At 63.1% G+C, this 18,361-nt stretch carries 17 protein-coding genes and 1 pseudogene; 12 read left to right on the top strand and 6 right to left on the bottom strand.

What is annotated here, in order from left to right; genetic code table 11:
- Nucleotides 1-3: 3 nt before the first annotated feature.
- On the bottom strand, nucleotides 4-1,002 hold the full coding sequence (locus tag AC1MBU_RS01670; protein WP_277358972.1) for a Bug family tripartite tricarboxylate transporter substrate binding protein: 999 nt from the start codon (nucleotides 1,000-1,002) through the stop codon (nucleotides 4-6).
- Between the two features lie 210 nt (nucleotides 1,003-1,212).
- Between AC1MBU_RS01670 and AC1MBU_RS01665 the strand changes: the two genes are divergently transcribed.
- Together AC1MBU_RS01665 and AC1MBU_RS01660 are read left to right on the top strand one after the other, a co-directional pair.
- Nucleotides 1,213-2,823 carry an ATP-binding protein gene (locus AC1MBU_RS01665; protein WP_479788282.1) on the top strand — a complete coding sequence of 537 codons (1,611 nt, stop codon included), beginning with the start codon at nucleotides 1,213-1,215 and terminating at the stop codon, nucleotides 2,821-2,823.
- Nucleotides 2,820-3,548 (top strand): response regulator, encoded by a 729-nt coding sequence (locus tag AC1MBU_RS01660; RefSeq protein ID WP_277358970.1) that lies wholly within the window; start codon nucleotides 2,820-2,822, stop codon nucleotides 3,546-3,548. Before AC1MBU_RS01665 ends, AC1MBU_RS01660 begins: the two co-directional genes overlap by 4 nt.
- Here AC1MBU_RS01660 and AC1MBU_RS01655 read toward each other — a convergent pair.
- Nucleotides 3,545-3,943, bottom strand: a pseudogene (locus tag AC1MBU_RS01655) (AAA family ATPase); the annotation flags it as partial. The gene AC1MBU_RS01660 and the pseudogene AC1MBU_RS01655 sit on opposite strands and share 4 nt — an antisense overlap.
- A gap of 272 nt (nucleotides 3,944-4,215) precedes the next feature.
- Between AC1MBU_RS01655 and AC1MBU_RS01650 the strand changes: the two are divergent.
- Genes AC1MBU_RS01650 through AC1MBU_RS01640 form a run of 3 tightly spaced genes read left to right on the top strand, consistent with a single transcriptional unit; the run spans nucleotide 4,216 to nucleotide 5,894 of the window.
- Nucleotides 4,216-4,461: a hypothetical protein gene (locus tag AC1MBU_RS01650; protein WP_277358969.1), complete on the top strand. Its 246-nt coding sequence runs from the start codon at nucleotides 4,216-4,218 to the stop codon at nucleotides 4,459-4,461.
- A 3-nt stretch (nucleotides 4,462-4,464) separates the two neighbouring features.
- Nucleotides 4,465-5,367, top strand: coding sequence for an FHA domain-containing protein (locus AC1MBU_RS01645; RefSeq protein WP_479788281.1), 903 nt, complete (start codon nucleotides 4,465-4,467; stop codon nucleotides 5,365-5,367).
- Between the two features lie 11 nt (nucleotides 5,368-5,378).
- Nucleotides 5,379-5,894 carry a 2'-5' RNA ligase family protein gene (locus tag AC1MBU_RS01640; protein WP_479788280.1) on the top strand — a complete coding sequence of 172 codons (516 nt, stop codon included), beginning with the start codon at nucleotides 5,379-5,381 and terminating at the stop codon, nucleotides 5,892-5,894.
- Here AC1MBU_RS01640 and purB read toward each other — a convergent pair.
- Complete coding sequence (gene purB / locus AC1MBU_RS01635; RefSeq protein WP_346027746.1) at nucleotides 5,891-7,330, bottom strand: adenylosuccinate lyase; 1,440 nt, start codon at nucleotides 7,328-7,330, stop codon at nucleotides 5,891-5,893. The genes AC1MBU_RS01640 and purB overlap by 4 nt on opposite strands.
- 170 nt (nucleotides 7,331-7,500) lie before the next feature.
- Between purB and AC1MBU_RS01630 the strand changes: the two genes are divergently transcribed.
- Nucleotides 7,501-7,800 carry a hypothetical protein gene (locus AC1MBU_RS01630; RefSeq protein WP_277358965.1) on the top strand — a complete coding sequence of 100 codons (300 nt, stop codon included), beginning with the start codon at nucleotides 7,501-7,503 and terminating at the stop codon, nucleotides 7,798-7,800.
- The gene (locus AC1MBU_RS01625; protein ID WP_479788279.1) at nucleotides 7,797-9,071 is read left to right on the top strand and encodes a hypothetical protein; all 1,275 of its coding nucleotides are present in this window, start codon (nucleotides 7,797-7,799) and stop codon (nucleotides 9,069-9,071) included. Before AC1MBU_RS01630 ends, AC1MBU_RS01625 begins: the two co-directional genes overlap by 4 nt.
- On the opposite strand, the gene AC1MBU_RS01620 is transcribed toward AC1MBU_RS01625, so the two are convergent.
- Nucleotides 9,033-9,437, bottom strand: a complete 405-nt coding sequence (locus AC1MBU_RS01620; protein WP_471672583.1) for a phage holin family protein — start codon at nucleotides 9,435-9,437, stop codon at nucleotides 9,033-9,035. The genes AC1MBU_RS01625 and AC1MBU_RS01620 overlap by 39 nt on opposite strands.
- Nucleotides 9,438-9,541: 104 nt before the next feature.
- On the opposite strand from AC1MBU_RS01620, the gene AC1MBU_RS01615 reads away from it, so the two are divergent.
- From AC1MBU_RS01615 to AC1MBU_RS01600, 4 genes are all read left to right on the top strand, one after another.
- Nucleotides 9,542-10,681, top strand: coding sequence for a histidinol-phosphate transaminase (locus AC1MBU_RS01615; protein ID WP_277358962.1), 1,140 nt, complete (start codon nucleotides 9,542-9,544; stop codon nucleotides 10,679-10,681).
- 123 nt (nucleotides 10,682-10,804) lie between these two features.
- On the top strand, nucleotides 10,805-11,977 hold the full coding sequence (locus AC1MBU_RS01610; protein ID WP_479788278.1) for a thiamine pyrophosphate-dependent dehydrogenase E1 component subunit alpha: 1,173 nt from the start codon (nucleotides 10,805-10,807) through the stop codon (nucleotides 11,975-11,977).
- Entirely contained in the window at nucleotides 11,977-12,951 is a 975-nt protein-coding gene (locus tag AC1MBU_RS01605) for an alpha-ketoacid dehydrogenase subunit beta (protein ID WP_346027741.1), read from the top strand. The genes AC1MBU_RS01610 and AC1MBU_RS01605 overlap by 1 nt, the downstream gene beginning before the upstream one ends.
- Nucleotides 12,952-12,961: 10 nt before the next feature.
- The gene (locus AC1MBU_RS01600) at nucleotides 12,962-14,377 is read left to right on the top strand and encodes a dihydrolipoamide acetyltransferase family protein (RefSeq protein WP_479788277.1); all 1,416 of its coding nucleotides are present in this window, start codon (nucleotides 12,962-12,964) and stop codon (nucleotides 14,375-14,377) included.
- Between the two features lie 52 nt (nucleotides 14,378-14,429).
- Here the strand turns inward: AC1MBU_RS01600 and AC1MBU_RS01595 are convergent, their stop codons facing one another.
- Nucleotides 14,430-15,731, bottom strand: coding sequence for an aminotransferase-like domain-containing protein (locus tag AC1MBU_RS01595; RefSeq protein WP_479788276.1), 1,302 nt, complete (start codon nucleotides 15,729-15,731; stop codon nucleotides 14,430-14,432).
- Between the two features lie 46 nt (nucleotides 15,732-15,777).
- Complete coding sequence (locus AC1MBU_RS01590; RefSeq protein WP_277357585.1) at nucleotides 15,778-16,746, bottom strand: helix-turn-helix transcriptional regulator; 969 nt, start codon at nucleotides 16,744-16,746, stop codon at nucleotides 15,778-15,780.
- A 616-nt stretch (nucleotides 16,747-17,362) separates the two neighbouring features.
- On the opposite strand from AC1MBU_RS01590, the gene AC1MBU_RS01585 reads away from it, so the two are divergent.
- Nucleotides 17,363-18,325, top strand: coding sequence for a lantibiotic dehydratase C-terminal domain-containing protein (locus AC1MBU_RS01585; protein WP_277357584.1), 963 nt, complete (start codon nucleotides 17,363-17,365; stop codon nucleotides 18,323-18,325).
- Nucleotides 18,326-18,361 lie beyond the last annotated feature (36 nt).

The raw sequence follows: 18,361 nt of genomic DNA, 5'->3' as shown, positions 1-18,361 counted from the left end.
CCGTTACAGCAGACCGATCTCGGTCAGCGTGGTCTTTACGGCGGCGATGTCTTCGGTCAGGAAGGCGTCGAACTCCTCGCCGGCAAGGAAGGCGTCGTCCCAGGCGTTGGTTTCAAGCGTGGTCTGCCAGGCTTCGGTTTCGGACATTTCGGTGACCAGTTCGGTCAGCTCGGCTGCCTTGGCCTCGTCGATGGTTCCCGGGGCCACAACGCCGCGCCAGTTGGTCAGCACCAGGTCCACGCCCTCATCCGTCAGGGTGGGAACGTCCGGCAACAGAGCTGCGGGCTCTGCACCTGACACTGCGAGTGCACGCAGCTTGCCGGCCTTCACCTGTTCGGCGTACTCGCCGACGCCTGAGATGCCGGCAGACACCTTGTTACCGAGCAGCGCAGCGAGCGACTCACCGCCACCGGAGTAGGGAATGTAGTTGAGGCTATCGGGGGCGATTCCGGCCTCTTTCAGCATCTGGCCTGCGAGGATGTGGTCAGCGCCGCCGGCTGATCCGCCGGTGATGGAAACGCCCTGACCGTCCTTCTCGACTGCGGAGAGGAGATCGTCGATGCTCTGGAACGGTGAATCGGCCGGCACGACGACGATCAGCGGTTCTTCTGTCAGCCGCGCAATGGGCGTGGTGTCTTCGATACGCGTTTGGGCTGCATTGGTTTCGACGGCGCCGACCATGACGTAGCCCATCACCATGAGTGTGTTGGGGTCCTGCTCGGTGGCCAGCTGCGCAAGCCCGTTTGTGCCGCCCGCGCCGCCGACGTTCACTACCGAAGCGTTGCCCACCAGGTCGTTATCCTGCAGATCCTTCTGCATGGCACGGCCGGTCTGATCCCAACCGCCACCCGGATCGGCGGGGACGATGATGTTGAGCCGGTCGATTCCGGACTCGGCTTCCGTGCCGCCGGACGTGCTGCCGCAGGCGGACAGGGCAAGGACAGATGCGACGCCGATGGCGCCTACAGCCGACAAGCGCTTCATTGTGCTCTCGTGCTTCATTGGGTGGAACCTTCCTACGTTCAATACCGACATGTGATGCGCCTCACCACACGTTCCGGTCCAGCGTAGGAAGGGAAGAGCCGCGCGGGAACCATACGGTCACAACGTGCGTAGTGGTCTTTATGGTCATGAGAAAGTTCCGGATCCAGCGTTGGCTTTCCGCCGGATCCATACACCCGATCATGCGAGAATGGAAGGATGATCCGGTCAATGTCGCTTAGATCACAGCTGTTCTTCCTGCAGCTGCTGATTGTGCTGATCATTGTGCTGGTTGCCGGCACCGTCGCCGTCCGGCTGCAGGAACAGCAGATTCGCGATGCCTACCAGGGCCGCATGGTCGGAGTGGCGCAATCAATCGCCCAGTTGCCGTCCGTCGTGGACGCGTTCGACGACGAGGATCCCAGCGCGGTCATCCAGCCGATTGCTGAACTCACCACTCAGGCCACTGGAGTCACGTATGTGGTGGTGACTGACGACGTCGGAATCCGGTATTCACACCCGAACCCGGACATGATCGGTCAGATGGTGTCCACTGATCCATCCGTCCCGCTGTCCGGTGAAACTTTCGTGGGCACGCAGACCGGAACACTCGGCGAGTCCTGGCGCGTGAAGGTTCCCATTCGGGGGGAGGACGGCACCGTGATCGGGACGGCCTCCGTGGGCACCCTGGAGTCGACTCTCGCGGCGGATCTGCAGGAAGACCTGCCTGTGCTCCTCGCCTGGCTCATCGTGGCTGCCCTTGCCGGAACCGCTGGATCGATCTGGATCTCACGGCTGGTCTGGCGTCGCATCTACAGGCTCGAACCGGAAGAAATCGCAGCGCTGCTCGAGACCCGTGACGCCATGCTGCACGGCATCGGTGAAGGGGTGGTCGCGGTTGATGAACGCGGACGGCTTGCCGTGCTCAATGACGAGGCCAAGCGGTTGCTCGAGCTGGGAGATGAGGTGAAGGGGCAGCCGGCAAACGCCGTCCTGGAACCCGCCCTGGCCGGCATGTTCGGTTCGGCAGGGGACGCCGATGAGACCGTTCTGGTGGGTGAAAGGGTGCTCCTCGCCCGCTCAAGCGACGCCGTCGTTGACGGTCGCCGCGTGGGAAGCGTGCTGGTGTTGCGCGACCGCACGGAACTCCACCAGCTGCTGCTGGACCTGGATGGTGCGCGTGATGTCACGCAGGCCCTCCGCAGCCAGGCGCATGAGTTCGCAAATAAGATGCACGTCATCTCGGGTTTGCTCGAGCTTGGCCGCACAGACAAGGCGGTGGATTTCATTTCCCGCTCAGGCCATGGCGGGTCGGTGGTGTCCGGAGACTTCTCGCCCGGTGTCAGCGATCCGGACACCGCAAGTCTCCTCATGGCCAAGACCACCATCTGCGCCGAAAAGGGCATCAGTTTGATCGTGGACGAGGCTTCGGCCTTCGAGGCGGACGGCACCACGGATCCGGTAACGGTGTTGGGGAACCTCATCGATAACGCCGTCGACGCCGTCGGTTCCAACGGGACAATCCACGTCCGGCTCACCTCTGACGCCGGCGGCTGTTCCATAGCGGTGTCCGACGACGGCCCCGGGATCCCCGAACACCTGCGCTCGCAGGTGTTTGCAACGGGGTTCTCAACCAAGGACGCCGCAGGCGCAGGTTCCCGCGGCTTCGGGCTGGCGCTCGTGCAACGCGTTGCAGAGCGCCGCGCGGGCAGCGTGACGCTCATGGAGTCGGTGCTGGGCGGCGCTCACATTGCGGTGACGCTCGGCCCGGCGCCTGTTCCGCTGGAGCAGAAATTTCCGAGCTCAGTGGAACCTCACGCCGCCGGGGTGCTCGCTCCGTGAGCCTGATTCGAACGCTGGTCGTCGACGACGATCAGGAGATTGCCGGTGTGCACTCAGGGTTCCTGCTGGCGCACGGAGGCTTCGACGTCGTTGGCGTGGCAAATTCCGGCGGCGAGGCGCTTGAGAAGGTGCGTGAAATGAAGCCGGAGCTGATGCTGCTCGATATTCATTTGCCGGACATGTCCGGAATCGACGTGCTGCGGGCCGCCCGCACCATCCCCGGTGACCCGGTGGACATCATTGCCATCACAGCCGCCCGGGAACTGGAAACGGTGCGTGCGGCAATGGCTGGCGGGGTACTTCATTACCTCGTCAAGCCATTCAACTCGAAGGTCCTGATGCAGCGGCTGGACGACTACGTTCAGCACCGCGCGAGCATCGCGGAGCACAGCTCCGTTTCTGCCGGTCCCCTGGATCAGGACCGCATCGACAGGTTGCTCTCCGCGACGCCGGCGAGGACTCCGCCGACGCCGCCTCCGATGCTGACAGAATCCTTGCCGAAAGGGTTGTCCCAGCCCACCCTTGAATCCGTGGTCGGTGCGCTCCGGACCTCCGGCGTCGGCTTCTCTGCGTCCGAGGTTGCCGCCCAGCTCGGTCTCGCAAGGGTGAGCGCGCGGAGGTACCTTGAGTACCTCGTGACGAAGGGCAGCGCGCGCATTGTGCCGAAGTACGGTGCGGCGGGCAGGCCGGAGAAGTTCTATGTGTGGACGGGTGCCCAGCGCTAGACATGGCGCAGGTACCGGTCAGGCGCCTTCAGGAATTCACGCCAGTTGTCCACGAGCGCCAGGTCCTCCCATTCCCGCTCCCGCAGCCCCCATTCGCCCACCTCGAGAATCTGCGCCTCCGGCAGGGCGGCGAGAAGCGGGGAGTGGGTCGACAGGAGCACTTGGGACTTGCCGTCCGCGAGCAGCTGCTTGAGCACCCCCACCAGCGCCAGGCATCCGGAGAAGGACAGCGCTGATTCCGGCTCATCCAGCACCCATAGGCCGGCTCCGCGGAAACGGTCGACGACCAGTTCCAGGAAGGATTCCCCATGGGACATGTCGTGGAACGCTGCATCCCCACGGCTACTGGGGTTTTTCTCCAGGTAGGTGAAGAATCCGTGCATGGTCTCCGCTCGAGGTCCAGCCCTTCCTGCAGAACCTGCGCAACCGGCGCCAGCGTGGCTGGCCATACAGTGCGTGCCAAGGTCTTGTCCCGGGCCTCCTCCACGCGCCGGACGGGGTACCGGTCGAATGCCATGGCCCCATTCTGGCAGTCCGCACTGACAGCTTCTGCCAGTCTGTGGATGAAGGGTTCACTTGTGGGCCGGCGCGGGTTAGGCTCGGACTTGTCAGGTCAGGCGGGTAGAGGGCGCCGGACAGAACCGAAAGTACGCAAGGAAAATTCGCCATGTCTGAAAACACCTCTGTTGATAACAACCGCAGCATCCGGGACTGGGCAGACCTCGCCGAGGAAATGTGGTCCTACCTCACCGGTAAGGGCGCTGCCGTCAATTACAGCTTCATCGACATGACCGTCGAAGTGCCGCGGGACATCGGCCCGGACGCACCCCGCGCAACCTGGAAGCTGAACGGAACCGTACGGGTCACCACCAGCGACAACGACGCCGCGGGCTCCGACACCCACCGGAGCTGACCCGTGTCACAGCGGGTACGCCTCGACATCGATCTCGCCTTCTCATTCTCGGAGAACGACGACGGCGGATCCACCCGCGCCACAAGCGGCACCGTCAGCGCGGCCGGGTCCGAGGTGACCATCTACTGCGAGGATCCAGCGGTAGCAGGCTTCGGGGGTATGCCCTCTCTGGAGAGTGTCCGCGAGCTCGCAGCGAACCTGGCCACCAAGGGCCTCACCGTGACCATCGCCGGTCCTGCCGGAACCCTGGTAAGCATCGGCAAGGTGGAAACGTCCATGGCCCAGCGCCTGATGACGCGGTCAGCGCACATCCGTGCGGGCTCAATCACGGCACTGGCTCCTCTGATCCGGGGCGGCAGCCGCAAATCCAGCGTGCCGCTACTGCCGCCGTCGACCCCGTTTCCCCTCGTTCCCACGGTGAACCGCCGCATCCGTCGCCAGGTGACCACCACCCACCACACGAGGGGCAGCGGGCGTCCGCGCCTCATCTTCGTGCAGGATTCCGAGACCTGGAACGGGCAGGTCCCTCGTGAAGTGAATCTGGTTGGGGAGAAGCTGGTGATAGGAAGCTCGCCGGACGCCGACCTGGTGCTCGACGGCCTGCTTCCCGTGCATGCCACAGTAGAGCACAACGCCGACGACGAGTACGTGCTCATACCGCATGGACCCGTTCGGGGAAGTGTGCGGTCGGACGGACCGTCCATCCTGCGGACCGGCGCACGTGTCCAGCTCGGTGACTGGTGCCTCGCATACTTCCGCGAGGAATATGCCGACCACGGGCGTCCATTCGGCGGCCGCAGCGGCGGCGAGATGGCGTACCAGCGGCCGCAATACGATCCAAGATCAGGCACGGTCGAGGAAGACGGCTCCTTCGGCATCGGAGACTACCGGCAGAATCCGCGCTGACGATGGACAGTGTGGAACTCCTCCTCGAAGCAACCGGGGAGGAGCTTCTGCGCTCAGATTGGGACATCCTCAAGCGGGCCGGCTTACCTTCCCAGGCACGGCATACCGCGGCTTCGAACCGCGCTCATATCACCCTGCTGGCTGCGCCACGGATTCCGGCTGAGTATGACAGCACTCTTGCGGCGCTCGCCGAGGCGCTGCCGTTTCCCATCCACACGGCGGGTCTGGTGCTGTTCAGGACCGGCCGGGGCCAGGTGCTGGCGCGCCTCGGCGTCGTCAGTAGAGCACTTCTTGACTTTCATCAAACCGTGCACCAAGCTCTCGACGGCGTGCCGGGTGTCACCGGGAACTGCGTCCCTGACCGCTGGGTACCGCACATCACGCTCGCCCGCGGCATGACGCCGGGGCAGGTGGCTGAGGCATTGGACTTGCTGCCCGGCGATCACGGCCAGCTCATTCTCCCCACCCTGCGGCGCTGGGACAGCCATGAAAAAACGACGACGGCGCTTGGCAGCACGACCGGTTAGCGGAGGTGGTCCACAAGATGTTCCGCAATGCCCGTGTAGGTTGCTGGAGTGAGAGCGAGCAGCCGTTCCTCGGCCTCCGCTGAGAGCCCCAGTTCGAGAACGAATTCACGCATTCGAGCTGCGTCAACGCGGTGTCCACGGGTGAGGTCCTTCAGCCGCTCGTAGGGGTCTTCCATGCCCGGAGTTCCAGCGATCGCCTCGGCACGCATCACCATCTGGACGGCTTCCCCAAGGACCTCCCAGTTGGTGTCCAGGTCAGCAGCCAGCACGGACTCCGCGACATCCAGGCGATCGAGCCCCTTGGAGACGTTGGAGATGGCCAGCAGTGAATGCCCGAAAGCCACACCGATGTTGCGCTGGGAGGAGGAGTCGGTCAGATCGCGCTGCCACCGTGAGGTCACCAGGGTGGAGGCCAGGACATCCAGGAGCGAGCAGGAGATCTCAAGGTTGGCCTCTGCGTTCTCGAATCGGATGGGATTGACCTTGTGCGGCATGGTCGAGGAACCGGTTGCTCCCGCTACCGGCACCTGCGCGAAGTAACCGATCGAGATGTAGCTCCATACGTCCGTGCAGAAGTTATGCAGGATGCGGTTGAAGCGGGCAACGTCGGCGTACAGTTCGGCCTGCCAGTCGTGGGATTCAATCTGCGTGGTCAGCGGGTTCCACGTCAGGCCCAGCCCTTCCACAAATTCCCTGGCGATGCTCTGCCATTCCGCGCCCGGCACGGAGGCGACGTGGGCGGCAAAGGTGCCGGTTGCCCCGTTGATCTTCCCCAGGTACTCCGTACGGCGGACGCGTTCGAGCTGCCGGGACAGGCGGTGCGCAACGACGGCGAGCTCCTTGCCCAGCGTGGTGGGCGTGGCGGGCTGTCCATGGGTCCGCGACAACATGGGGACGGCCCGGGATTCTTTGGCCATTGCCTTGACCTGGTTCACGAGCGCCTCCGCCGCAGGAAGCCAGACATTCTCCACTGCGCCCTTCACTCCGAGAGCGTAGGACAGGTTGTTGATGTCCTCTGAGGTGCAGCCGAAGTGGACGAGGGGTTTCAGACGGCTGATGCCGATGCCTTCAAGCCGGCTTCCAATGAAGTATTCAACGGCCTTGACGTCATGCACGGTGACCCGCTCAATTTCGCCAAGCTCGCTGACGGCGCTGCCGTCGAACGTGCTGACAATCTCCCGGAGCGCTGCTTCCTGCACGTCTGTGAGCGGAGCCGTTCCAGGCAGGACACTCTTGCCGGTGAGGTGGATGAGCCACTCCACTTCAACGTGAACGCGATCCCGGTTGAGTGCAGCTTCAGACAGGTAATCGACCAGCGGAGCAACTGCTGGACGGTATCTCCCGTCGAGGGGCCCAAGGGCGATCGGCACCTGGCTGTCACCCTGGTGAATCGATACGGACGCAAGGTTGACCCGGGAGGAAGGAGTGTGCGGCATGTGACCAATCATTCCATGACCGGCGGTATACCTCCCATGCGTGACAACTCCTCCACAGGCACAGGATTCCTGCGGGATATCAACATACGCCCCGCCTGCCGAGCTCCGGACCTTCGTCGGCGCCTAGCGTCATGGGCAGATACAACAGCGAGGTGAGGAGAGTGCGGAGCATGTATCTCAGTATGTCGTCGGGCTTAATTTGCGAGCAGGAGCCTAGCGAGGCAGCACGCGACTTCGCCAGACAACTGCGTCTACAGGCCGATGTTGTCGACGCCGTGCGCGAGCGGCTCGGTGTCGCTCGGAGTATCGGCTGGGAATCTCCGGCAGGACGCAATTTCCGCGCATATCTGATCGAGAGGGAAACCGGCCTTCGCAGCGCATCAGTTCTCTTGCGTGAGGCCGCTGTATCAATGGAGGGGTATGGGGTTGCACTGCGTATGGGCGAAACAACAAACGGCTCGCAAATATGAGCACCGAGCATGACCTGACACCCGTGCACACGTCACCGGACGTCGACGGCGTCGCAAGGGTTATTGGCGGCGTCGGAGGCATCCGCTTCCAATGGGATGAGCTGGACAGGGGAGCGCAGATTGTTGCAGACGCTGGGCAAGAACTAAGCAGTGTGGCCGAGACCGTTGCCGCTGTGGACGCCCGATTGTCGACGCTCCAGTTGATGGCAGCAGGCAACGCAGTTGCTACCGCCGCGTCGTTCTCAACTGGCGCAGCGGCCGCAGAAGCGATCAACCTGGCGCGCCGAAGGCTCCTTGACAGCAGTTCTGAGCTCCGGAGCACCGCGGACAAGATCCGGTTGAGCCGCTTTGCGTATGAGGCGGCTGATGTCGTGGTTCGTGGGCTCATCGGTGACACGCGAACTGCTGGAGATCCTTTTGGTTCGCTCCCACTGGTGGCTGCTCCGTTGACCGTCGAGCACACACGATCGGAGACCGCACGCCTGGATGGAACCGTCGACAACTTGTTGGCGCAGGTCTCCCACGCCAGCGCAGAGCCAGGAAGCGCCTTCGAGATCCTTGAAGTGGCGGGCGAATCAGAATCTACCTATGTTGTGGTGATTCCAGGCTCGGAAGGGAGTAGTTGGGAAGAACCTTTCAGTTTCCATGGCGTGGCAGAGGCGCGAGAAATGAACAGTGCGTACGTCGGCGATGCTGTGGCTCGCGCTTTGGAAGGCGTAGATGCCGAAGAGGGCGCCACAGTGGTTCTCGTTGGCTACAGCCAGGGCGGCATGCATGCGATGAACCTCGCCAACAGCGGCCCTGTGTCTGAGAAGTACTCCATCGCTCACGTTGTGACGGCGGGATCGCCGGTGGAACTGGAGGAAACCCCCGATGAGACCACATTCCTCCATCTTGCCCATACCTGGGACATCGTGCCCCATGTAGACCTCCTTCCGCGTGAAGACCAGCCCAACCAGGTTTCCGTGGTCCTCGACCACCACGCCAAACTGGCGGAAGGAGAAGAATTTGGTTTAGGCCCGGCGCACAAGATCGACAGTTACCGAGAAGGCGCACAAGCCGTGGACCTGAGCACGCACCCTTCAATTGCACCGGTTACTGCGGCGCTCGGCGCGGCTGTTACGGGAGCCTCGGCCAAGCGTCACGTTTTCCAGATCACCCGTCCTTCGTTGCTGGGCCCGCAGCCGGCGCCGCCCAACGCACCACGCAGCGAACGGAAGCTGGGCCCGGTGCTAACGCCTGGTTCCGGTGATCGAACCCGCAACAAGTGAGACAAGGCTGATGATGATCGCTCCCAGGATCGCCGTCCAGAAGAAGTCGTCAACCACGAAGCCGATAGGCGTGAAGGAGGTCAGCCAGGAGGTCAGCATCAGCATGCCTGCGTTGATGATGATCGTGAAGAGCCCGAGGGTAAGGATAGTCAGGGGCAGTGAGAGCAGGGACACGACGGGCCTGACCAGCGCGTTGACAATCCCGAATACCAGACCAACGAAGAGGTACGAGAGCACGCTTGCGACGGTTTCATTGGTGGACACTTCAGCAGCGGCTTCCGACCCCACCTCGATGCCGGGCAGCAGCCATGCTGCCACCCAGAGGGCAAGAGCATTGATGAGTACCCTCACTATGAACCTGAGCATGCACCAATGCTGTCACATCTCCGGTTGCGGTTCATCGATCCGGCAGAAGTTCCGGTGTTCCGCCGACGCCCGACGTGCATCCCCTGCCCAGTACGCTTGTGCACATGAGTGCACCCGAACACCACACCGATGCTGCTGCGGAAGAGGTCACCCGCATCCACCCGCGCAGCGTACTTGGCCGCCTACCCCGTTACGCCGCCGGGAAACCCCCGGTAGTGATCGAGGGCCTACAAAGCTTCAAGCTTTCTTCAAACGAGAATCCGCTTCCACCGCTCCCGGCAGTACTGCAGGCGATTGGCAGTCAGACGGCAGTCAACCGCTACCCGGATCCCATGACTACAACACTGCGCACCGAACTCGCGGCTTTTCTGGGAGTGCCTCCCGAGGACATCGTCACCGGCGCCGGAAGCCTCGGAGCGCTGAATCAGATCCTCGCCGCGTTCGCAGGTCAGAACGATTACGACGCACCCGACGAGGTCATCTACCCCTGGCGGTCTTTCGAGGCATACCCGATCTGCGTCGGACTGGCCGGAGCCATGAGCGTGCAGGTCCCACTGCTTCCGGATTCGACCCATGACCTCGACGCGATGGCATCAGCAATCACCGACCGCACCCGGGTGATCCTCCTATGCACACCGAACAACCCGACCGGCCCGGCGTTGGCAGAGCAGGAAGTGCGCGGTTTCCTCGCCAAGGTGCCGAGAAACATCGTTGTGGTGCTGGATGAAGCGTACGTGGAGTTTGTTCGGAAAGAAGAGGCCGTCGAGGGCCTTCAGCTATACCGCGATTACCCCAACGTCATTGTCCTTCGCACTTTCTCCAAGGCTCATGGCCTCGCCGGGCTGCGGGTCGGGTACTCCATCTCCCGGCCGGCACTCACCGAGCACCTTCGTGTCAGTGCAACCCCTTTCGCGGTGTCCCAGATTGCCGAGCATGCGGCAGTCACCTCCCTGCAGCACATTGACGAGGTTCGGGAACGGGTTCAGACGATCGTTGACGAACGCAACCGCGTGGTCGACGGGCTGAAGCACCTCGGCTGGGAGGTGCCGGAGGCCGAGGGTAACTTCATCTGGCTCGCGCTCGGAGAAAACACGCCGGAATTCGCAGCATTGGCGGAACAGCAGGCTCTCTCCGTCCGGCCCTTCGGCGTAGAAGGCATCAGGGTGAGTATCGGCGAACCCGAGGCAAACTCACGGTTCCTCGAGCTTTGTGCAACGTACACAAAGGGTCCGGGAGTTTCCTAGCACTTCACAAATAGGACGTGGGCGCCGTCGTCGTTACTCTTGTAGGATTGCGCATGCACTGCAGTGCATGAACGGTCGAATAGATATAACGCCCACGGAATATTACCTGCGAGGATCCACAGTATGGCCACATCCCGCCTGCCTGCGGCCGAGTTTGATGCAGAGGAGCAGCTCGACGCCCGGCACCTGCCGGAGTTCCCTCGGGACCCGTCCGGCATGGTGCAGATGCTCTCTCCTGAAGGGGAGCTCAAGAGCTCGGCCTTCAGGGGCTATCTCCCCGCGGAGGATGAGCTGGCCGCGCTGTATCGGGACATGTACCTGATCAGGCGCTTCGATCAGGAAGCTACCGCACTTCAGCGTCAGGGAGAGCTTGCGCTGTGGGTGCCGATGCGCGGCCAGGAGGCAGCGCAGATCGGCTCCGCACGCGCCATGCAGGTCCAGGACTACGCGTTTCCCACGTACCGCGAGCATGGCGTCGCGGTGGCGCGCGGAGTCGCCCACGCGGACCTGCTCAAGCTGTTCCGGGGCGTCACCAACGGTGGATGGAACCCCAAGGACACCAACTTCCATCTGTACACACTGGTACTCGCGGCCCAGTGTCTGCACGCCGTCGGTTACGCCATGGGCATGCAGCGGGATCAGTTCGCGGAGCCATCGTTGCCAAAAGCCGCGACGGTGGCCTACTTCGGAGACGGCGCCAGTTCCGAGGGCGACGTCCATGAATCGATGGTCTTCGCCGCGTCCTTCAACGCGCCCGCGGTCTTCTTCTGCCAGAACAACCACTGGGCCATTTCGGTACCCACGGAAGTCCAGTCCCGGGTTCCCCTGGCGCACCGCGCTCAGGGGTACGGTTTCCCCGGGATCCGTGTTGATGGCAACGACGTCCTCGCCGTGCAGGCCGTCACACGCTGGGCGTTGGATCGCGCGCGAAACGGCGGGGGACCTGTGCTCATCGAAGCCTTCACCTACCGGATGAGTGCACACACCACTGCCGATGACCCCACGAAGTACCGCCTCGCCACCGAGGAGGAGCAGTGGGTCGCCCGGGATCCACTCACCCGTGTAGAACGTCACCTGCGCGCAGCCGGCACCGGTGACTATTTCTTTCAGCAACTGGAGGAGGAGGCGGTGGGGCTCGCCAAGGACCTGCGCACCGCCGTCCTGTCCATGAGCGCGCCCGGGCTTGAGCACCGCTTCGCCACAACGTACGCGGAGGCCCATCCACTCATCCAGGAGGAGCTGAAAGCCTGGAGAGACTATGAAGCGGGCTTCGACGTCGAGGGAGGTGCCCGCTAATGGCAGTGATGACCATAGCCAAGGCAATCAACGAGGGCCTCAGGGCCGCGCTCGGCGCGCACCCTAGTGCCCTCCTCATGGGCGAGGACATCGGGGATCTCGGAGGTGTCTACCGGGTCACGGAGGGGCTCAAGGCACAGTTCGGGGCGGAACGCGTGGTGGACACCCCGCTGGCCGAGTCCGGGATCATCGGCACTGCCATCGGTCTTGCCCTGCGGGGGTACCTCCCCATCTGCGAAATCCAGTTTGACGGGTTCGTGTTTCCTGGGTTCAACCAGATCACCACTCAGCTGGCAAAGATTCACGCCCGCAGCGACGGACTGTTGACCGCGCCGGTTGTCATTCGTATTCCCTACGGCGGCGGGATCGGGAGCGTGGAGCACCATTCAGAGTCGCCCGAAGCGCTCTTCGCCCACACCGCAGGCCTGCGGATCATCACCCCGTCCAATCCGCATGACGCGTACTGGATGATTCAGCAGGCGGTGGCCTGCGCGGATCCGGTGATCGTTTTTGAGCCGAAACGCCGCTACTGGCTGAAGGGGGAAGTGGACGTATCGGCGGTGCCCGCCAGCCCGTTCCAGGCAGAGGTGCTCCGCGAAGGCACCGATGCCACCATTGTGGCGTACGGGCCGCTGGTACCGGTGGCTCTCGCCGCAGCGAACGCGGCCGCTGAAGACGGCACAAGCGTCGAGGTCATCGATCTGCGGTCCATTTCACCGATCGACTTCGACACCGTCACGGAGTCGGTACTCAAGACCGGCCGCCTGGTGATTGCGCATGAAGCTCCCACTTTCGGCGGCATCGGCGGCGAAATCGCAGCCCGCATCACCGAGCGCGCGTTCCTGTCACTTGAGGCGCCGGTCACCCGGGTCGGCGGGTTCCACCTGCCGTACCCCACTGCCCGAACCGAGGAACACTACCTGCCGGACCTCGACCGCATCCTGCACTCACTCGACACGGTGCTCGCCTACTAGAAGGACTCCCATGACGCTGAACACCTTCAATCTCCCTGACGTGGGCGAGGGTCTCACGGAGGCCGAGATCGTCCGGTGGCAGGTTCAACCCGGCTCAACCGTCGCCGTCAACGACGTGATCGTCGAGATCGAAACAGCCAAATCGCTTGTTGAGTTGCCGTCTCCCTACGCCGGTGTGGTTGCCGAACTCCTTGTCCGGGAGGGCGAGACGGTCGAGGTGGGCACCCCGATCATCTCCGTTTCGGACTCTGCACTCGCCGAGCCCGGCGCCACAGACGATGCCCCGGCCGCGGCCCACGTCCCCGGTGAACTTGTCACTCCACCTGCAGCGCCAGCAACAACGGCTGCGGACGCCAACGCACCCCTGGTCGGAACCGGACCCAAGGCCGATTCCTCCCGCCGCAGGCCGCGCAGCAACCGTCCCGCCGGCACGCAGGCAACCCCCATGACGACGACGGCGCCCGCACCCCCGGCGGCGCACGTCACCGATGTGCAATCCCCCGCGACGCCGACTTCCCGCACGGCCGCAGCAATATCCGGGGCAGTGCGGCGCGCCCTCGCGAAGCCGCCCGTACGGAAGGCCGCCCGTGATCTTGGCATCGACCTGGCCGACGTTCCCGCTACCGGCGGCTCAGGTGAGGTGACCAAACAGGACCTGCTGAGCTACCAGGCCCAGCGGGACGCTGAGCAGGACCACGCGCCGTCGTTCTGGGGTGCAGCCACCCGTCCGCAGGGGGAGCGGATCGAGCGCATCCCCGTCAAGGGTGTCCGTAAGGCCACCGCGCGGGCGATGGTGGAGAGCGCCTTCTCAGCACCGCATGTGAGTATCTTCGTCGATGTTGATGCCTCCCGGACCATGGAGTTCGTGAAGCGGCTCAAAGCCTCCCGCGACTTCGAGGGCATCAAGGTGTCACCGCTGCTCATTCTCGCGAAGGCCGTCATCTGGGCGGCGGCGCGCAACCCGTCGGTCAACGCAACCTGGACGGACCGGGAAATCCTGGTCAAGCACTTCATGAATCTGGGAATTGCAGCGGCGACGCCGCGCGGACTCATGGTGCCGAACATCAAGGACGCACAGGATCTTTCCCTGAAGGAACTGGCGGTGGCGCTGAATGATCTGGCGGCCCGTGCGCGGGCCGGCAAGACCCAGCCGGCGGAGATGCAGGGCGGAACCCTGACGGTTACCAACATCGGTGCGCTCGGTATCGATACCGGAACACCCATCATCAATCCCGGTGAAGTCGCGATTGTGGCCTTTGGAACCATCAAGCAAAAGCCGTGGGTGCTTGACGGCGAGGTGATTCCCCGCTGGATCACCACCCTCGGCGGATCGTTCGATCATCGCGTCGTCGACGGCGATCTCAGCGCCCGCTTCATGGCCGACGTCGCGTCGATCCTGGAAGAACCCGCTCTACTCCTGGATTAAGTTTCCCGGACTGGATCCCTGGGCGTTCGGGGCGATACGGCCTCGCAGTGTTTTATGCGCGAGCCGCGTTTTCCTCGATCGCGGTCCTCAGGATCGGGGCGAGTCGACGGATGCCCTCTTCGATGTCTTCGGGTGAGACGGCGCTGAAGGCGAGGCGCAGCTTGTTCGACGGCTCGTCGGACGGAGTGAAGGCGGCACCGGGAATGAAGACCACTCCCGCGTCGATGGCCTGGTAGAGCAGCGGGTAGGTGTCCAAGCCGTCCGGCAGCGTGACCCACACGAAGAAACCGCCGTCCGGCGTTGTCCAGCTGACGCCCTCGGGGAGGTGCTCGGCAAGCCCCTTCAACATGGTGGAACACCGCTCGCTGTACAGCGACCGGGTGTTGGCGAGGTGGCCCTGCCAGTCGTAGTCGCTCAGATACGCCGACACCAGCATCTGGGTTAATGGCGATGGACACAGCACCACTGCCTCGCACGCAAGGTAGAACCGGCGGTGCAGATGCCGGGGCACAAGCGCCCAGCCCAGACGGACTCCGGGCGCGAAGATTTTCGAGAATGATCCGAGGTAGATGACGTCATCAGGATTTTCCGCCCGCATCGGCGGCAGCGGGTGACCGTCGAAGCGAAGCAGACCGTAGGGGTTGTCTTCAAGAATCAGGATGTTGTGCGCACGGCAGATGTCGACAATCCGTTGGCGACGGTCAGCTGCCAGTGTGATGCCGCTGGGGTTGTTGAAACTGGGAATCGTGTAGAGCAGCTTGATGCGGCGGCCCTCGGCGAGCAGGTCCGCGATCCGCTGTTCAAGAAGCTCCGGAACCAGCCCCTGCTCGTCCATCTCGATGGCTTGAACGTCCACCTGGTAAGCCTCGAAGGTGTTGAGTGCACCGACATAGGTTGGGTCTTCGCACAGGATCACATCACCCGGGTCACAAAACACCTTGGCTGCTACATCCTGAGCTGACTGCGAGCCTGTGGTCACGACGATGTCCGCGGGATCCGCATCAGTGATGCCTTCGGCGGCCATTACGTCGCAGATCTGCCGGCGCAGCTGTTCCATGCCCTGACCGCCGCCGTACTGCAGGGCCTCCAGCCCGTGTTCGGCGATGATCCGCTCGGCGGTCTTGCCGAGGTCCTGCATGGGGAGGGATTTCAGATAGGGGCTGCCGCCGGCCAGCGAGACGAGCCCTGGCCGGATGGAGATGTCGAAGACATCGCGAACGGCTGACTGCTTGATGTTTGCGGCTCGCTCGGAGAACAGATTCTCGTGCCGGTGAGCTGAATCCACGGCCCGTTCGAGGGCCACTTCAGTTTCGGCGGGCAGCAGCGTTGAGTTCAGTTCATCCTGGGAGGTCACGCGATGAGTCTAGAGGACGCGTTCACTCATAGGCAACGGAAGTTTTCTAGATCCACCCAGCCTGGTGTGCCTTGATACCTGCCTGGAACCGGCTGTCAGCGTGGAGAGTCTCGAGCATCCACGCAATGTGGCGGCGGCAAGTCCTGACGTTGATGTCCAGGCGCCGGGCGATGACCTCATCGGAATAGCCCGCTGCGAGACCTTTGAGGATAGCCTGCTGCGTGCTGTTGAGAGGGGAGACGGTCGGCTCGTCGATCAGGAAGGGCTCGCTGAGTTCCCAGGCGAACTCGAACAGCTGGGTAAAAATGTGGATTAGATGCGGGTCTCGAACCACTAGTGCGGCCTTGTCGTCATGTCCCAGCTGACGGGCTACGAGGGCGAGTTTCCGGTCGAAGATCAGCATCCGTAGCGGGACTCGCGGCAGGGCACCGAAACGCCCGCCTCCGGCGGTGATGGCAGCAACTGCCTTGCGCGTCGGAACGTGGTCACGGGTGCTTACGTCATACAACGTTTTGCGCTCCACCCCCAGTCTCAGCAGTTCCAGGTCCTTACGAACGTTTTCTTCCTGCACATCGGCCGTGGATCCCTGCCCGGGCTGGGCAATCAGCACCTTTTCCGTGACATCCCTGCCATAGTCGATCAGGACGCGATGGATCAGATGAGGATCTTCCAGCGTCTCCACCGAGGAGCTGGTGATAACACTCTTGCGGGCCTCAAGATAGGTGGGCACGAGGGTGGAGAGTTCCCGCCGGCGGGCAGCTATCCTCGCCCGCAGATCCTGCACAGCGCGCTCATCGGCGTCAACAAGATCAGCCAGAGCAACGTCCGGAGAAACGGCGATGTACGCGTGTGCGGAGGCGCCCTGCTCGCTGAGCAGCCGGCGCTCCACGAGCACTTCCATCGCCGAGTCAATCTCCCGTAGGGTGTACCCAAGCGCCTCGGAGGCCTCGGATTTCATCCATCCCGGGTGGCCAACGGCATACCGGTAGAGCTCAATGGATATGCCGTCGAGCATCCCGGTTTCCCTTTCCGACTGTCGCGTTTCTCTAGGGGTAGCCTACAGACCTCGGGGCTGGGCTCGCCGTGCCCGTCCCGAAGTTGGCCGCTGAACGCCAAAATCGGTGCTGTAAAAACATGACATGTCAGGTTAATGACATCGTCCTGTCTGCAAGCCGGTGCAGGAATGAAATGGAACGCAAACCGCGGTATTACCGGGCGGACGGGCTCGCCTTGGACAGTCCGCCGGGAACGTCTGAGACGGCATTTGTCCTCATCAGGCCATGTCCTGAATAGGGCGCCTTCTCAGCTGGACAACCCGCAACCGCCACGCACATGCTGGTTTTACCGGCTCGACGGCGAGCCGGATCGCGTCACATGCAACCTGACGAAAGGGAACGTCCAGTGAAGAAGATTATCGGCGCAGCCGCAGGGATCCTTGTCGCAGCAGCGGTTCTTGCACCGGCAACCCCGGCAGTTGGAGCAGCTAGCTGGGACTGGCCAAAGACGGTAACCGCAAGCTGGGACTGGCCGAAATAAGACCAACCACACAGCGATTCAGGTCTTCGTCGCGAAGCTGAAACGCCCAAAGACTCGCCCCAGCGGGGGTAACCATTAGCCCGAAGGAGGATGCCATGAGTCAGCTGACCGCAGTTCGAACCGCCTCACGAACCGCACTCAGCACTCAATGGTGGCATCTTTCCACTCATGCAGGCGGCTTCGATGTAGCGGACGGCATCATTGGAGACCTGGTTACCCCGCTGGCGGCGCAGGCCCACGTACTGCGGGCCGAAAGATGGTTCTATACGCGGAGTGTAGAACCATCGTCATCTGTTCAGGTACGGCTGCACATTCTGGCGCAGCCCGCCACCATCGAACGGTTGCAAACAGTCCATCAAGTACTTCTGAAGCGCAATGGCGGCGCTCTGGCCGCGGCGCCCTCCCGGCAATCTATCTCAACTCCCGCTACGCATGGGTACTATCTGCGCGGGGCGGAAGACGCGGATCCCCAGCTTGAGTCTGAGCTCTTCAAGTATGGCGGCGTTGAAGGCCTGCAGCTGGCAGAGGAAGTTTTCGAACTCTCCTCCGAGCTCGCTGCCTGGGGCACACAGCGCTTCACCAAGATGCACAGTCGGTCCGCTTTCGCCGCGCTGGTTCTCTTCGACTCTGCACGCAGCATGATGAAGGGCTCGCGATCAGCCAGTTGGGCTGATCGGCGCCGAATTTCCTGGGATTACTACTGGGACAGCCATCTCAGGACCTGCACGCCGGATCTCGGTGCCCGCGGCCCCGCCGTCCGGGAGGCCATGGCCAACCAGGTGAGCGCCAAGACGCCCGCATTCCAAAGTCTGATGGCCGCTACCGCCGCCGAGTCAGCGGTCCACAATTGGAGACGCCGGTGGTTCCGCACACTGGACGCCTATCTGTATCGCGCGGACAGGGTCCGCGTCAGCCGCAGCGCCCAGCACCTGACGGTCCATCACGCGCATATGACACTGAACCGCCTGGGTTTCAGTCCCCGTGAGGAAGCAGTACTCGGTTTGTATGCCCGTACCTGGAGCGTTGAACGGGAACGCGCCCTGTTCAGCCGGAACTGACCTTCGTCCTGCTCGATCGTCGCCACCCCAGACGAG

Source organism: Arthrobacter sp. PTI12, from assembly GCF_056679915.1.
This window is presented reverse-complemented; position numbering and strand designations above follow the sequence as displayed.

Excerpts from the sequence above, each read along its gene's own strand:
- AC1MBU_RS01600 (WP_479788277.1), top strand. The coding sequence starts at position 12,962 with ATGACGCTGAACACCTTCAATCTCCCTGACGTGGGCGAGGGTCTCACG.
- AC1MBU_RS01650 (WP_277358969.1), top strand. The coding sequence starts at position 4,216 with ATGTCTGAAAACACCTCTGTTGATAACAACCGCAGCATCCGGGACTGG.
- AC1MBU_RS01665 (WP_479788282.1), top strand. The coding sequence starts at position 1,213 with ATGTCGCTTAGATCACAGCTGTTCTTCCTGCAGCTGCTGATTGTGCTG.
- AC1MBU_RS01590 (WP_277357585.1), bottom strand. The coding sequence starts at position 16,746 with ATGCTCGACGGCATATCCATTGAGCTCTACCGGTATGCCGTTGGCCAC.
- AC1MBU_RS01605 (WP_346027741.1), top strand. The coding sequence starts at position 11,977 with ATGGCAGTGATGACCATAGCCAAGGCAATCAACGAGGGCCTCAGGGCC.
- AC1MBU_RS01620 (WP_471672583.1), bottom strand. The coding sequence starts at position 9,437 with ATGCTCAGGTTCATAGTGAGGGTACTCATCAATGCTCTTGCCCTCTGG.
- AC1MBU_RS01670 (WP_277358972.1), bottom strand. The coding sequence starts at position 1,002 with ATGAAGCACGAGAGCACAATGAAGCGCTTGTCGGCTGTAGGCGCCATC.
- AC1MBU_RS01585 (WP_277357584.1), top strand. The coding sequence starts at position 17,363 with ATGAGTCAGCTGACCGCAGTTCGAACCGCCTCACGAACCGCACTCAGC.
- AC1MBU_RS01610 (WP_479788278.1), top strand. The coding sequence starts at position 10,805 with ATGGCCACATCCCGCCTGCCTGCGGCCGAGTTTGATGCAGAGGAGCAG.
- AC1MBU_RS01630 (WP_277358965.1), top strand. The coding sequence starts at position 7,501 with ATGTATCTCAGTATGTCGTCGGGCTTAATTTGCGAGCAGGAGCCTAGC.
- AC1MBU_RS01615 (WP_277358962.1), top strand. The coding sequence starts at position 9,542 with ATGAGTGCACCCGAACACCACACCGATGCTGCTGCGGAAGAGGTCACC.
- AC1MBU_RS01625 (WP_479788279.1), top strand. The coding sequence starts at position 7,797 with ATGAGCACCGAGCATGACCTGACACCCGTGCACACGTCACCGGACGTC.
- purB (WP_346027746.1), bottom strand. The coding sequence starts at position 7,330 with ATGCCGCACACTCCTTCCTCCCGGGTCAACCTTGCGTCCGTATCGATT.